The organism is Candidatus Saccharibacteria bacterium oral taxon 488 (assembly GCA_010202645.1).
In the GTDB taxonomy this organism is placed as follows: domain Bacteria; phylum Patescibacteriota; class Saccharimonadia; order Saccharimonadales; family Saccharimonadaceae; genus Nanosynbacter.
Genome location: CP047920.1, coordinates 679,629 through 694,207 on the forward strand (window position 1 = coordinate 679,629; position 14,579 = coordinate 694,207).

Genomic DNA, 14,579 nt, shown 5'->3' on the forward strand with positions numbered 1-14,579 from the left:
AGTAGTACATGTTACAATATCAGACATGAACGATTCAGTAATTTCAGCAATCCTTTTTGATGTTGGTGGTGTACTTGTAAGTGACTACGACATCCAAAGTGACCTGAGAAACGCCCTGCACAACCCCGATCATTTCGACCAACAATGGCCAAAAGCCTTGCACGACTACGAAAGTGGTTTCATAGACGAGAGCGTATTTCTGCGGAGGCTAGGTTGTGATCATCCATCCCCAGAGCAATACGATCGGCTAACTCGTGGCTTCCGTGATCATCAAGTATACTTCCAAAATGTCATCACATTTGCACGTTCATTGACGACGCATGGACTACAGATCGGTATCCTCAGCAATGCTATGCCGAGCCACTCTGCTATCTTGCAGCAAGCAGGTATCTATGACGGTTTTAGACCATGTCTTTTATCGTGGCAGATTGGTTACCACAAACCTGAACGGGGTGCATTTACATCTGCCCTCTCAGCATTAAACCTATCTGACCATCCAGAGCACGTACTGTTTATTGACAATCATCAAAATAATCTCGACGCAGCAGCGGCTTGTGGCATGCATACCCTCCTCGCAATGCGCCAAGCAACACAAGCGCAAACTGAGCAAACGATCATTATGGGAATAACCGATAAACTACTATCCCTTGGCGTTGTGCTATGATCAGCGATTATCACCCCGCCCGTGCAGCTGCTGGCGGGCTTGGCGGCTGGCGAGCTTTTGGTTGTTCATCTGGGCAACTTCCTCGAGGCTAGAACCGAGCAGGTGTGCCACTGCGTTGACATACCACAACACATCGCCTAATTCCTTGAGAATCTCTGTGCGGTCATCGTCTGTTAACACGCCCTGCTTGTCACGAACCAGCTTTTTGAACTTTTCAGCCACTTCGCCCGACTCGCCAACTAGCCCAAGTACTTGCGCCATCAGCCGCGCATCAACGTCCCCATATTCATGCGTACCAATTAGTGTCGCGATAGCCTTCTTGGCATACTCATCAATTGTCATAGTCTCTCCTTTCAATTACCTCATTTAATTCTGCCACAAATTCCTCAAAAAAGAACGGGTCCCGGAAGAATGTTCGTGCTACGATTTGCTCAACCGCTGGTGCTAAGTCATAATCCGCCAATCGATGCGGACGGGCCCACACCAATTCTCTGCCCGCCACGACTTCATCAGTCTCACCATAAAACACGTGCGCCAACGTTGATGATAATATTTCCTTCCCCACAAGGACACGAATATAGCAATCACCCGCGTGTGTCAGCGGTAGCTTGTCCACCGCCAATTTCTCGCGTACCTCCCGTTGAGCAGCAGCCAATACCGACTCGTCATCAATATGCAGCTTGCCATAGGGCAGTGTCCAGGTGTCGACATGCGGCTGCTTAGTGCGCCGCTGGAGCAACACATCACCATTAGCATTTTGGACGACAATCATAGTAATAATTTTTGGTTGGGTACGAATTTTGAGCGATTTAATACTAACTCTATCGACGTACGACAACCCCTCCCGCCCCAGACAGTATCCGTCATCCGTCTTGATGACAAATCCTCGCTTCTTCAGTATATTTAAGTGGTAGGTATAGAGATTGGTATCCACTTTTGGCGGCCGCATATCCCGAAATCGCGCATATTTCATATGCATCAACACGCCAAGGATATGCTTCTGAATGTGATGTTCGGGGATAAATTGGTCAATCATAGTTGAGTCAAATTATACTTGCTATTCATACTAGTAATTCTACACTACAATCACTAGTGTCATCAACACAACTAAAGGAGCGACGCTTATGTCAATCGAATCACTCATCCACACACCCGAATTTGAAGGGAGATTGCCCGTAGAGACTGAGCGTAAATTCATGGCTATCTTTCCGGAAAAACTCACCGATCTACGCAAAGAAGCTGAGCCGATTGAACAGTTTTATCTATCGCACCCAGACGAGCTATTCAGCCTACGACTCCGCTCAACCCTTAAGCGTGATACCGGCAAGCTACATTACGAAGCAACCCTCAAAGACAATGGCTTCCGGAGTGGCGATGGTCTGCGTCGGCTAGAGGTGACGACTGAGATTAGCCCCGAGTTATATGAATACTACCGTAACGACGAGACACCAATTATCCGCAAACTACGCGCCGAACCGCTACCCGGTGTCGTTATTGATTTTTTCGAAAACGACGGCCTAGTACAAGCTGAATTAGAAGATAATGGATCATGGCAACAATTTACTGACCAGTTTGGTAATATATTCATGGAAGTGACCGGTGAAATAATGGCTACCAGTGAGTGGCAGGCGCACTACGACTTCCGACGACAACACGAGGGGCGGGAGGCGCTGTCAATTCAGCCGGAGCTTGACATTGATACTATTGTTTCTGATATTCTCACCCCTACCGCAAACTCTCCGCGCATCATCCATATCGCTGGCCGTAGTGGCTCTGGTAAATCAACCATCGTCAAACAACTCCGCAAGCGGCTGGATGAGCTCAACATTAATTCAATTACTATGTCAACTGATGACTATCATCGTGGGGCAACCTATCTTTATTACCGCAATAATCATCAGCCATGGCGGCACTGGGATGACCCGTTTGTATACGACACCGAAACAATGGCCGTCGATCTACAAAACCTCATTAATGATAAGGAGATATACCATCGCCACATGAATTGGCAAACCGCGGAGCCATATATAGCGGGTACGCTTAGCCCAGCAGAAGTAATTATCGTTGAGGGGATCTACGCCAAATCACCTGATATTATCACCGATAATAGCCTCGTCTACGAAATACCAACCCCAATCGCCACCTGTATTGGTCGGCGTATCCTGCGCGACCTTAACGAACGTCCGCAATTTTGCGACCCCTCGGAAAATCTACTCTATTTATTGAGTGAGGCCGAGCCAGCATATCATGCTCAACAGCAACCAACCAATGCCTGAGGGGATGAGGGCTCACTTTGGCTTTCATTAATCCGATGGTCGACTGCTCGCACAAACCCAATCGCCTTCCCCTCGCCAACCCACCGCTGTTCGTAGGTTGTCATGATTCGGGCATCGCTCTCCTCATCAAGTCGCTCCAATTCGTGCAGATCAAACGTTAGCTCCCGAAGCTGCCAGCCAGCCACCACCAGCTGCTCCAAGCTCCAACAGAAAAAGTCGTGATCATCGTGCTTGAGTAGTAGCTCGCCGCCCTCATCAAGCAACTTTGCGTACTGCGTTAAAAAATGCGGGTGCGTCAAACGCCGACCGCTGGAGTGCTGGCGTGGAAATGGATCGGGGAAAGTGACCCACAACTGACTGAGTGATCCAGCCTCACATAACTCACCCAGCTGATCCGCCCGCGCCCGCACGAACCAGATGTTCGTGAGGCCACGCCGCTCGGCCACGCGCGCCCCTTTCTGCAGTCGATCGGCCTTAACATCAACCGCCAGAAACCGCTGCTCGGGATGGCGCGCCGCCAGCTCGACACTAAACAGTCCCGTTCCCGCACCGACCTCCAGCACATCAATCGACCGCGGTGCCCACTCATCATACTCAAAACAAAGCGGCGAATTGTTAAATAACGCAAATTTATACTTCTTGCGCCGCCGAGTGATAACGAATTGATTTGGATCGACAAAACTCATACTTTTCATTATACTAAACTCATGACGGATACGCTTATCAAACAACTGTTAAATTCGTCGCGCTTTGATGAATGGATGACCGAGCATGGACTAGGCTGGCTGGTAAGCGAGCGGATGGTTGAGACAGTCAGCATCGTCATCGGCACGGTTATCGTTTATTATCTTGGCCGCATCTTCATTACTTGGGCAATTCGCTACGCGATCCACTCCACCGCCAAGCACCGCTCATGGCACCGCAAAGATATCGAAAAGCGCGAAAATACGCTGACGCAGCTGATCCGTAGTTTTTGGCGCATCACTATTATTGCCTATATCGCCGCCATGGTCGCCAGTAAGTTATTCTACTTCGACTTGTCGCCACTGTTTGCCAGCGCCGGCATCATTGGCGTAGCGCTCGGATTCGGTGCGCAGTCACTTGTCAAAGATTTTCTGGCCGGCATCTTTATCATCGCTGAAAATCAATACCGAGTCGGCGACGTCGTTGACGTCATGGGTGCGAGCGGCACTGTCGAGCGCGTCGGTACCAGGTCAACCGTGCTCCGCGATGCTGACGGTAATGTGCACTACTTACCAAATGGCACCATCCAGCATGTCATCAATAAAACGATGGGGTATAGCATGTCGCGCTTTACCTTGCAGCTCGATCCAAGCACCGACATTAGCCGCGCCGCTGATATCATCAACGAGACCGGCCAGCAACTGAGCAAGGAAAAGTCTTGGGATAAGAAAATCATTGAACCGCCAAAATTTGTCTCCGTCGGTGATATCACCGGCCGCTCGGTTGAATTGATCGTTGCCGGTAAGGTTCAGCCATCCGATCAATGGGCGGTTACCTCAGAGATGCGCCGCCGGCTCCTCAAAGAATTTGAAAAACAAGAGATCGAACTAGCTGTTATCCCAACAGCGATAACGCATAAAAAGTAATCATAACTCACTCTGACGAACCGTCTTGACCCTGTGTCGTCGTACTGCCCGCGCCATTGCCACTACCACTGACGCCCAGCTGATCATCGCTTAACACATCGCTAGCAAACGCCCGCGCACCATCAGCTTTCTTTTCTTCTTGCTTATATTTTTGTAGAAAATCATCCAGCACTTTGCCCGTCACCTCACCCTGCGCCTCAAACATGTCTCGATTATGATTATTGGAATTATCAATCTGCGCTCGATACGGTACATAGTCCGGCCGACTCAAGTCCACTCGGAAAGCATCTGACGAGTAATATAAGTGCATCGATATACCAACGAGCACGATCGACACCATGATCACGCTAACTACCATCGTCGGTAACTTATGCTGCATAATTAACTTGGCCATCTGGCAGCCGAGTCGCTTAAACTTATCCACGACCACCTCCGCTCGATAGCTTCACTTTGAGCTGCTCTACCGCCACACGATAATCCGCCGCCAGTTTACTCATCGTCGTCACCGACTCACTGACCTGTCGACGTGCGTCGCGCGTCTTGATCAGCTGTGCGTAAAATTCGCCCGGTTTGTCGGTACAATCTGTCTTGACCAACGCCGTCAAGTTGGACTCATACTCATTGTACTGCTGGGCAAACGCCTTGCGCGCCTCCTCGTAGTCGCGAGCGATCATCACCATCCGCGAGCTATCAATCTGCGCCAATGCCAAGCGGCTATTTAGTTTGGCAATGAGATTAGTCGATATCGTGTTGTATGCTTGGCCGGCGTTAACCCGCAGCAAGGCATCGTTATGCTGAATCCGCTGCAATGTCGAACGAATGGACTGACACTGACTGCGGATCAGATGGAGCGGCGGCGAACTCAGCGCAGTCTGTGCTACAGCAATACCCGACCGTATCATTACGCCGGCCAGGCTAATACCGCACACAAAAAACGCGAGACTACGAAGATGTTTCATCTTTTTTATTATCTCGCGTTTTTGCGTTTAGGTCAAACTGCTACTACGACTTCTTGAAATGCTTTTCCGTATCGGCTTTGACGGTACGAGCAGTTCCAGTAACGACATCGCCAACTTTCTGAGCACCTGCCTTGACCGCTTCAGCACTGTCTTTAGCGGCGGCCTGGGCTTTTTTGGCAGTCTTGACAGTGGCAGTTTTTAGCTCGCCAGCTTTTTTCTTGATGTCAGCACGAGTTTCCTTGCCACTTTTTGGTGCGGTCAAAATACCAGCCGCGAAACCAGCCGCTGCGGCGCCGAGAACTGTTAATACTTTTTTCATATAATATCTCCTTGTTTGTTTCTATTAAATTAATATATGGAACAGATTGACTATTTTTTGCGAAAGAGTTGCACAACTTCAGTAAATAATTTTACTGGAGACAACCACTCAGTCGCTTGAGCGATGTTAGACACCGCCGTTTCAGCTTGGTTGACGAGGCGCTTGAGCTTCGTCAGCAGTGAAATTATTACACCGAACAAGACGATAATCGTCACCGAGTGAATAATAATCACTACGGTCATCAGTATAATAACTGTTTGCATGTCTTCCATACCTTTCCTTTGTTACTGTTTATGTTTGTCGTATTGACTGTGGCTATGATAGCATAGGCGGTTTGAAATGTCAATAGCTTAGCGCTCTGTTCTGTCACTTTGCAGTAATGAGACCGTCCCGTCGCAGACCATCCAGTGCCGCCGCAAATCGCGGATCATCCTGTAGCTCGGCGGTAATTTCGGCCAGCGACTGCCCGCCAACATATCGACGCAAAATCTCACCGCGCATCTGGCGGAGACTGCCAGTGAATTGCGATTGCCTGGCGTAATGGCGACTGGCGGACAATTTACCCTTTCCCTGAGATTTGAGCTCACTACCATAGTCCATTAGTGCCCAAAACCACTGGCGCGGATTTGCCCGGTCCATCGTCCGCTCGACAATGGGCAGTATGTCACGATCCGCGACTGCCGTCTGGTCCGCAAAGAAATGATTGAGATAGACTGTGCGAATATTGGTCTCAATGAACGGCGTTGGTACTTGGTAAGTATAGTTCATGATAGCACCAGCAGTATTGACGCCAATGCCCGGCAGCTGGACAAGGTCATGAAGGGTGGCCGCCAGAGCACCACCAGCGATGGCTCGCGCTGTTTGGTGGAGGTATCGAGCGCGGCGATTATAGCCCAGCCCCTGCCACGCACGCAGTACTTCTGTCAGCTCAGCAGCTGCCAGTGATTCAATGTCCGGAAACTTCGCAGTAAACTCGCTGAACTTCGTCAAGACGCGAGCAGCCTGGGTTTGCTGCAGCATCAGCTCACTCACCAACGCATAGTAGAGCGTTGGCTGATCGCGCCACGGCATTGGTCGGTAGAGCTCGCGGCCTTTTTGGTGGATCAGCGCCTGAAAATCATCAGTCGTCATTGCTTTAGTATACGCGAATAAAACTCACAACACCTAATTGTGCTATAATGGCACGGTTATGAAAATACTTTTTAGACGATACATTTCGGAATTTGTGTACGGTGCAGTTGATGGCACAGTCACAACCTTTGCCGTAGTGGCAGCTTCGGCCGGAGCCGGTATTTCCAGTGCAGTTATCCTCATTTTGGGCGTTGCAAATTTAATTGCTGACGGCTTTTCAATGGGTTCTAGTGCTTACCTGGCAGCCAGCGCCGAACACGAAGAGTCAGCCCGCGATACACAAAAGCGAGCCTCTCCTAAAATCATCGGCGCAGTCACCTTCCTAGCTTTCGTCGCCGTCGGTAGCGTACCGGTGCTGCCTTACCTGATTGATGTCGTTGCAGTCTCAAAAGTACCAGGCACCACCCTGTTTTATGTCAGCTCCGCGCTAACAGCGGTTGCCTTCCTAGCAATTGGCTTCATCAAAGGCAAAGTTGGCAAGCAATCACCATGGCGAGAAGCTGCTATCACCCTACTCCTCGGGGCGGTCGCCGCTGGACTGGCGTACTTTGCCGGTGATGTATTGGCGGCGTGGCTGGGTGTTCAGTTATAATCAATAGCGTGTCAGATGCCACCGAGTAATCTTTCCCGGTACGCCCAGGCCTCATCATACGATAGATACGGTACACTATCTGTTACATTATTGAGAGATCCCTTTGGTAGTTTTTGCGCTTGCGCCATAAAGTATACAGCGGGCCTGCCAAATTTCCCGTAATCCCAATTACGAGGGGCGTATTCATCAAGAAACCGTGTTACAGCAACTGCCGCGAACCCGTACTTAGCGTATTTACGACATAAATCCTCACCAAAACAATCTAATTTTGTCACTCCAAAAGATAACACCGACGGCATCATAATGTCTAGCGACTGTTTCACAGGGTTTTGTCTTGAACTAAAGATATTTGCCAAATTATCCCCCTCAAGAGCAAACCCAGCCTGATCATTATACATAAGAACCGTCACCATCATTTCGTAATTAACCTGTGAGTAATCAGACAAAAAACACCCCCTGCTATCACCAGCCATAGCTTGTTTTATTGCCACGTAAAATTCTTCGGCAGTAACGCGACGTAATTTCTCGTGCATCGTGTGAATTTTATATCATACTATAAAAATATGGTCAAATTTATACACCACACATCAATCGAGCCACCACTTCAACAAAAAATCCCGATAACCCGGCGCGAGCTTGTCAGTAGCTTCAACTTCTGTCCGCATCAACCAGACTGGTCGTTCCTCGCCGCCATCACACGCTCGGTCCGGTAGTTCAATGTTACCGTCAACCGTGGCCGTGTAGCCAAGAATAATTTTATGGTCTTTGACGGTACCGCCCTGCGGATCGCGCACATAAAAATCAGCTGGGGTCGCATCAATTGTAACGCCCAGCTCCTCGCGTAATTCCCGCCTCAATGCCACGTCAGGCGTTTCACCAGCGTCAATATGCCCGCCCGGCAGGCCAAAACCATCATCGCGCGGATAATACATCAGCAGCGCCCGCTCGCCATCACTACTATACAACGCCACTTTTACGCTAACTTCGTGTCGATCATACATCAATGTCACTATACCAAACCTAGACCCCGACCGGCAAGTAACTTCACTTACCTTGTCTGTTTTTTAGCTATTTGCTCAAAGACGCCATCGCCCAAGAGATGCCGTGCGTAGAAGAGAACTCTCGCCAATTTACCAACAAGATACCGACGTCGTGGATGCTTACTCTCAATAACTGTCGCTACTGTATACGCAACCACGCTAGGCGGTGACATGGTCCTATATGACTGAGATAAGTTGTGCGATATTGCCTTTGCCACGCCGCTATAGGCACCATTTGACGAATAACGAGTAAGCGGCTCTTCAGCTAATTTGTAGAAATTTGTAGCGATCAAGCCAGGCTCAATTATCACAAGCTTGATGTTGTATTCCTGCAGCTCTAGCCGCAAGCTATCGGAAAACCCCTCGATAGCGTGCTTTGAAGCATGATACCAGGCACCGAGCGGAAAATACACTCTGCCTCCAACCGATGACATATTAATAATCAAGCCCGAACCCGCCTCTCTCATGCTAGGCAGCACAAGCTGCGTCAGCCTAGCCAACCCAAATACATTCACCTCAAACTGCCTGCGGGCCTGTTCAATTGGAATATCCTCTACCGCCCCCAGTAATCCATAGCCAGCATTATTGATAAGTACATCTATTCTTCCCTGTTCGTCACAAATCTTTTTTACCGCAGCCTCAAGTGATTTTTCATCTTTCATATCACCTGGTATTGGCCGAAGGCCTTTAATTTCTTGAAGCACCTCACTATTTCGAGCAAATCCGTACACTATGTGGCCTTTCTGCAAAAGCAGCTCGGCGGTCGCTCTTCCGATACCGCTGGATGCTCCAGTAATTAACACTACTTTATGATTTGAATTATACTTTTTTCTACTCATAATAGTAGTATAATCTATGGAGTATACTCTATAGTCAATAGGTAATGATGAGGGAGGTTTTACCATGCTAATTCATCAACTTTCCAAAAAATCTAGTGTTTCTATTGATACCATTCGTTACTATACAAAACTCGGTATTTTACCGGTAACACAACGTCCTGCTGGAAGCCGCAGTTATTCAGACTACGACGAGAGTGCACTCGAGTACCTCACGGAAATACGCCTCGCTAAGTCAGCAGGCTTTACGCTGATGGAGATCAAGCAATACATCAAGGAATGGAATGACGGCCAGATTACACCCGATACGGCTATTGATATATTGCATAAAAAGATTGCGATGGTACGAAAGAAAAAGTCTGAGCTTGATGCAATAGAAGCGATATTAAAAAGCAAAATAACACAGCTCCATTCCTAGCTACATTGCCATAATTGAGCATCTGCTACCTACTTTGGGAGGCTACTACAGTCCCAACTCCTTTATCTGCGCTGGATCAACCGTTGATGGCGAATCCATCATCACGTCAACGCCCGAGCCGTTCTTTGGAAAGGCTAAGGTTTCGCGGACATTAGTTTCGTCAATAAGTTCCATAAGGATGCGGTCGACACCAAAGGCACAGCCAGCGTGCGGTGGTGCGCCGTATTTGAAGGCGTTTAGCATGGCCCCAAACTTTTCCTCGACGTAGCTTTCGCTAAAGCCGAGCAAATCGAATACTTTGTATAGCACCGCTGGGTTGTGGTTGCGCACACCGCCGGAGCAGATTTCATAGCCGTTCATCACCATGTCGAATTGGTCAGCCACGATGGCGAGCTTGTCGGCGTCAGTCTTCGCCGACTCCAGCGCCTCTATACCGCCCTTTGGCATACCAAATGGGTTGTGTCCAAAATCAAGCTTCTTGCCGTGGTCGTCCCATTCATAGAATGGAAAATCGATAATCCAAGCAAACGCTACCACGCTCGGGTCTTTCAGGTTGAAATGGGCGGCAAATTCGTTTCGCAGACGGCCAAGCACGGCGTTGACGACTGAGCGAGTGTCGGCACCGAAGAAAACTGCATCACCATCAACTGCACCAGTTTTTTGTTGGATTGAAGACAGCTCTATTTTACTCAAGAACTTAGCAATTGGCGATTTCGCTTCGCCGTCTTGGTAGGTGATGTACGCCAAACCGCCCGCCCCCTCGCTCTTGGCAATGTCAGTGAATTGGTCAATTTGCTTACGGCTAAGACTGGCGCCATTTTTAACACAAATCGCCTTTATACACTCGGCGTTCTTGAACACACCAAATTCGGTGTTAGCAAAGACATCGGTTAGTTCAATCAGCTCCATACCGAAGCGCAGGTCCGGCTTGTCCGAGCCATATGTCTCCATGGCGTCGCGGTAGGAAATGCGCGGAATTGGACTGCCGTCACCGACCGCGAGACCACTCAAATCCAGCAATTCCTTGCCTGCAAAATCAGTCGCTAACTGACACATCAGCGGCTCAACTTCCTGGCGAACCTCCTCGCCGTCCTCAACGAAGCTCATCTCCAGATCCAGCTGATAAAACTCGCCATACAACCGATCGGCTCGCGGATCTTCGTCGCGGAAACACGCCGCCAACTGATAATATCGCGGCACGCCGCCAACTATCAGCAATTGCTTGAACTGCTGCGGTGCTTGCGGCAGCGCGTAAAACTTGCCCTCTTGCAAACGACTTGGGATCAGGAAATCGCGCGCGCCCTCAGGGCTGGAATTTGCCAAAATCGGCGTTTGAATTTCGATGAATTGGCGCTCGTCCATATACTGATGCATCCGGCGGTACATTTCGGCGCGCTTTTTCAGTATCTGTTGCATCTTTGGGCGGCGCAGGTCGAGGTAACGATACTTAAAACGTAAGTCCTCACCTGCCTGATTCTCCTCGGCAAACGGCTGGATTGGCAAGGTCTCGGCTCGGTTGAGAATTTCCAAATTTTCCACCACAATTTCCACATCACCGCTGGCAATATTTGGGTTTTTCAAACCTTCGCCGCGCTCCGTCACCACGCCGCTAGCACGAATCACAAACTCATCGCGCAAGCTCTCCGCCAAACGAAACGCTTCCGCGCGCTCAGGATTAATAACCAGCTGCACCAAGCCAGTATGGTCGCGTAGGTCAATAAAAATCAGCCCGCCGTGATCGCGCCGGGAATGCACCCAGCCAGCCACTGTAATCACTTCACCAACCCTATCAGGGGTATGTATCGCCAAAACTCTCTTTTTCATATCTGTTATTATAGCATATTGATGTGTTTTTTCGCCTTTGGCGTCACCCGCCGGCCGCGCGGCGTGCGCTCAATGAAGCCGATTTGTAGTAAATACGGCTCATAAAAATCCTCGATCGTCGTTGCTTCGTCGCCTGTCAGAGCAGCAATGGTCGTTAGTCCCACCGGATTATCGCCATAATTTTCCAGGATTGATTGTAGTAAATTACGGTCGGCTGGGTCTAATCCCAACTCATCCACCTCCAGCATTTCCAAAGCACTCGTTGTCGTTTTCACATCAATTATGCCATCGCCGTTGACGTCGGCATAGTCGCGCACGCGCTTGAGCAGGCGATTGGCGATGCGCGGCGTCAAGCGAGCCCGTGTCGACAACAAGTTCGCCGCTTCATGCCGAATCGACGACTCCAGAATGGCTGCGCTCCGCGTCACAATCTTAGCGATATCCTCTGGCTCATAAAATTCCAAGCGATAAATATGCCCGAAGCGATCGCGCAGCGGCGCCGCCAAACTGCCCGTCCGCGTCGTCGCACCGATGACCGTAAACCGCGGCAAGTCCAGTCGAATCGACCGGGCCGCCGGGCCTTTGCCGATGACGATATCCAGCTTGAAATCTTCCATGGCCGAATACAAAATCTCCTCCACCGCCCGACCGAGTCGATGGATCTCATCGATAAACAAAATATCGCCGTCCGCTAGGTTGGTCAAAATCGACGCCAAATCGCCCGCTTTCTCAATGGCCGGACCGCTGGTAATGCGCAAATTCGTGCCCATCTCATTGGCGATCACCGTCGCCATGGTCGTCTTGCCTAGTCCTGGTGGACCGTAGAGTAGTACATGATCCAGTGGCTCACCACGCTTCTTTGCCGCCTCAATTGCCAAGCGCAGGTTGCGCTTCAAGCGCTCCTGACCAACATACTCACTAAAGCTCTGCGGGCGCAGACTGATTTCAATTCGCTGCTCCTCAGCATCATCATCGTGCGGACTGGTATCAACTATTCTTTGAATTGCCATTATAAGCTCCTGTAATATTCTTTTAGCATCTTAGCCATCAGTCGCTGCCGCTGTTTTAAAAATTCTTCATAATCAACGGCCACCGCCTTCATTAATAAAATTGGAATTGCATTGTCACTAAAGTTGCTTTTTAGTTCATCCTCGCCAGTAATATCACTGTGATGGTCATTTTTACTACTTAAAATATCGCTTAAGTAATCGCGAGGGGCTAAATCTCCGACTGAAATATTTATATCATTGCGCAGATGTACAAAATTAGCAATTCTATTGTATTTAGTTTTATCATAACCATGCTTAACTAAATAATTTTTAGGAAAAATGTGATGCACGTCATCAGTCGCCAAGTCTCTGGCAATATTATTTTTCGACAAGAATCCTTGCTTCAGTAATTTATTCTGCGCCGCAACAAACATGTGCCAAAACGGATTATTTATCGTCGGCTTATCAAGCTCATCAACCAATGTTGAGTCCCAAAATATATCAGACAACTCCTGCTTTTCCAGCGTAGCAACAAATTTAGCCAAATCTCCAGGATTTTGAATCCGTTTAATATCCTGCTCAAACTTAGTTTCAAAACTGCCGGAATGGCGACCAGTCAGTAACGAAATTGCCAGCAATCTACGAACTAGCGAATTAGCTTCGGCATGATTTTCGCCAATATCAAATAGCCGCAGGTACATTGCATAGGCGTAATTAACTGCATTGCGAGCAATCAACATACTGGGTTCGTCATAACCGCTGCCGCGCAAAATGTTTTGTACAAAATGCTTAAATTTATTTTCGTTTGTAAATTGGTACAAACCCTTCTCAAGCTTTCGGAAGGACTCGTCAGCAATTTCTTTTTCATCCTGGCGAGTTTCAAAATTACGACCCGAAAGCAATGCCACGATATCGCCAAGTTTACCCCTTGCAAACTGCGTCAAACCAACAACCCGAATAATATCATTATACGATGGATCATATAGGTCATCTGTTTCATTTTTAAGCCAAGATATTTTCGTAAAATAATCAGTTTTAGCAAATTCTGTATCGTTTTCCTTAATAATGTCAAACTGCTCGGGGGCAACCGATAGATGTGCAAAATAATCAATAAATTTACGAAGTTTCATGCCCATTTCATCACCCGGCTCGTTCTCATAAACCGCAATTTTACTCATCGCAAAATCGGCATTACTAAGATTAACACCGCTAGCATTAATTCGGACAAATATTTCATTTACTATATTGATATCCAAAGACGGACTAAGCTGGATTTCACCAATTTGCTTATTTTTAATCTGGATCAAACGGTTAAGTCGCGTATTAACCTCTTGGCGCGTTAACGACGGATTTTTTTCTGCATATTCTTCAACAAACGTCAGCGTATCATAGCCGTTTACCATCACTTCAGCAATATCGCTAATCCATTCTTTACCGCGAATAGTTGAAACTGTACGAGTACGAAACTCCTCAGTCAGCGGATTAAACGATATAGCAATCCGTTTTTTCTTATATTTTTTATCTATCACATCAAGCCCGCTAATCGCTGCCCTGAGTGCAGTGATACGTTGCTGGCCATCAATCAAAATACGCTTGCCCTGCGACGTCGACCCATCCTTCAGCTTCACGTCTGGGTTTTGCCAAGTAATGATATAGCCGACTGGATAGCCTTGATATAACGAATCCATCAAATCGCGTACCTGCCAACTCATCCATACAAACGGCCGCTGGATCTCCGGAATAGCAATTGCACCGCTTTCTACCCAGGCCAGAATAGTACTAATTGGTGTTTGATTAAGAGAAAATTTTGTATCTTCCATATATGTCTATTATAGCACCCCGAGAATAAGACTCACGCTAAGATGTAGTAGTAATCACCCTTCAAGTGTCTCCCAACGAATCCAAAAACACAAACCCCATA

The 14,579-nt window shown here is 48.4% G+C and carries 19 protein-coding genes; 5 read left to right on the forward strand and 14 right to left on the reverse strand.

Features of this window, described 5'->3' with window-relative positions; all coding sequences use genetic code 11:
- The first annotated feature begins 25 nt into the window (after positions 1–25).
- On the forward strand, positions 26–664 hold the full coding sequence (locus tag GWK77_03695; GenBank protein ID QHU93246.1) for an HAD-IA family hydrolase: 639 nt from the start codon (positions 26–28) through the stop codon (positions 662–664).
- Here GWK77_03695 and GWK77_03700 read toward each other — a convergent pair whose 3' ends face one another.
- Together GWK77_03700 and GWK77_03705 are read right to left on the reverse strand one after the other, a co-directional pair.
- Positions 665–1,006, reverse strand: coding sequence for a hypothetical protein (locus tag GWK77_03700; protein ID QHU93247.1), 342 nt, complete (start codon positions 1,004–1,006; stop codon positions 665–667).
- Entirely contained in the window at positions 996–1,700 is a 705-nt protein-coding gene (locus GWK77_03705; protein QHU93248.1) for an NUDIX domain-containing protein, read from the reverse strand. Before GWK77_03705 ends, GWK77_03700 begins: the two co-directional genes overlap by 11 nt.
- A gap of 88 nt (positions 1,701–1,788) precedes the next feature.
- On the opposite strand from GWK77_03705, the gene GWK77_03710 reads away from it, so the two are divergent.
- Positions 1,789–2,940 (forward strand): hypothetical protein, encoded by a 1,152-nt coding sequence (locus tag GWK77_03710; GenBank protein QHU93249.1) that lies wholly within the window; start codon positions 1,789–1,791, stop codon positions 2,938–2,940.
- Here the strand turns inward: GWK77_03710 and trmB are convergent.
- Positions 2,916–3,626, reverse strand: coding sequence for a tRNA (guanosine(46)-N7)-methyltransferase TrmB (trmB, locus tag GWK77_03715; protein QHU93250.1), 711 nt, complete (start codon positions 3,624–3,626; stop codon positions 2,916–2,918). The two genes, GWK77_03710 and trmB, sit on opposite strands and share 25 nt — an antisense overlap.
- 21 nt (positions 3,627–3,647) lie before the next feature.
- On the opposite strand from trmB, the gene GWK77_03720 reads away from it, so the two are divergent.
- Positions 3,648–4,550, forward strand: a complete 903-nt coding sequence (locus GWK77_03720; GenBank protein ID QHU93251.1) for a mechanosensitive ion channel — start codon at positions 3,648–3,650, stop codon at positions 4,548–4,550.
- Between the two features lie 7 nt (positions 4,551–4,557).
- Here the strand turns inward: GWK77_03720 and GWK77_03725 are convergent, their stop codons facing one another.
- From GWK77_03725 to GWK77_03745, 5 genes are all read right to left on the reverse strand, one after another.
- Positions 4,558–4,974, reverse strand: a complete 417-nt coding sequence (locus tag GWK77_03725) for a hypothetical protein (GenBank protein ID QHU93252.1) — start codon at positions 4,972–4,974, stop codon at positions 4,558–4,560.
- Positions 4,967–5,509: a hypothetical protein gene (locus GWK77_03730; protein ID QHU93253.1), complete on the reverse strand. Its 543-nt coding sequence runs from the start codon at positions 5,507–5,509 to the stop codon at positions 4,967–4,969. Before GWK77_03730 ends, GWK77_03725 begins: the two co-directional genes overlap by 8 nt.
- A gap of 43 nt (positions 5,510–5,552) precedes the next feature.
- Entirely contained in the window at positions 5,553–5,828 is a 276-nt protein-coding gene (locus GWK77_03735) for a hypothetical protein (protein QHU93254.1), read from the reverse strand.
- 50 nt (positions 5,829–5,878) lie between these two features.
- A complete protein-coding gene (locus GWK77_03740; protein ID QHU93255.1) occupies positions 5,879–6,100 on the reverse strand; it encodes a hypothetical protein in 222 nt (73 codons plus the stop codon).
- Between the two features lie 94 nt (positions 6,101–6,194).
- Positions 6,195–6,959 carry an A/G-specific adenine glycosylase gene (locus tag GWK77_03745; GenBank protein ID QHU93256.1) on the reverse strand — a complete coding sequence of 255 codons (765 nt, stop codon included), beginning with the start codon at positions 6,957–6,959 and terminating at the stop codon, positions 6,195–6,197.
- A gap of 58 nt (positions 6,960–7,017) precedes the next feature.
- Here GWK77_03745 and GWK77_03750 point away from each other — a divergent pair, with 58 nt between their 5' ends.
- Positions 7,018–7,551, forward strand: coding sequence for a hypothetical protein (locus tag GWK77_03750; protein ID QHU93257.1), 534 nt, complete (start codon positions 7,018–7,020; stop codon positions 7,549–7,551).
- Positions 7,552–7,562: 11 nt separating this feature from the next.
- Here the strand turns inward: GWK77_03750 and GWK77_03755 are convergent, their stop codons facing one another.
- From GWK77_03755 to GWK77_03765, 3 genes are read right to left on the reverse strand one after another with little or no spacing between them, the layout of a single operon-like run.
- On the reverse strand, positions 7,563–8,084 hold the full coding sequence (locus GWK77_03755; GenBank protein QHU93258.1) for a hypothetical protein: 522 nt from the start codon (positions 8,082–8,084) through the stop codon (positions 7,563–7,565).
- Positions 8,085–8,138: 54 nt separating this feature from the next.
- Positions 8,139–8,552 (reverse strand): NUDIX domain-containing protein, encoded by a 414-nt coding sequence (locus GWK77_03760; protein ID QHU93259.1) that lies wholly within the window; start codon positions 8,550–8,552, stop codon positions 8,139–8,141.
- A gap of 47 nt (positions 8,553–8,599) precedes the next feature.
- Positions 8,600–9,430, reverse strand: coding sequence for an SDR family NAD(P)-dependent oxidoreductase (locus tag GWK77_03765; protein ID QHU93260.1), 831 nt, complete (start codon positions 9,428–9,430; stop codon positions 8,600–8,602).
- A 64-nt stretch (positions 9,431–9,494) separates the two neighbouring features.
- Here GWK77_03765 and GWK77_03770 point away from each other — a divergent pair, with 64 nt between their 5' ends.
- On the forward strand, positions 9,495–9,845 hold the full coding sequence (locus GWK77_03770) for a MerR family transcriptional regulator (protein QHU93261.1): 351 nt from the start codon (positions 9,495–9,497) through the stop codon (positions 9,843–9,845).
- A 45-nt stretch (positions 9,846–9,890) separates the two neighbouring features.
- Here GWK77_03770 and aspS read toward each other — a convergent pair whose 3' ends face one another.
- From aspS to GWK77_03785, 3 genes are read right to left on the reverse strand one after another with little or no spacing between them, the layout of a single operon-like run.
- Positions 9,891–11,669, reverse strand: coding sequence for an aspartate--tRNA ligase (aspS, locus tag GWK77_03775; protein ID QHU93262.1), 1,779 nt, complete (start codon positions 11,667–11,669; stop codon positions 9,891–9,893).
- Positions 11,670–11,677: 8 nt separating this feature from the next.
- Positions 11,678–12,679 carry a Holliday junction branch migration DNA helicase RuvB gene (gene ruvB, locus GWK77_03780; GenBank protein QHU93263.1) on the reverse strand — a complete coding sequence of 334 codons (1,002 nt, stop codon included), beginning with the start codon at positions 12,677–12,679 and terminating at the stop codon, positions 11,678–11,680.
- Positions 12,679–14,478, reverse strand: a complete 1,800-nt coding sequence (locus GWK77_03785) for a DUF262 domain-containing protein (GenBank protein QHU93264.1) — start codon at positions 14,476–14,478, stop codon at positions 12,679–12,681. The genes ruvB and GWK77_03785 overlap by 1 nt, the downstream gene beginning before the upstream one ends.
- Between the last annotated feature and the right edge of the window lie 101 nt (positions 14,479–14,579).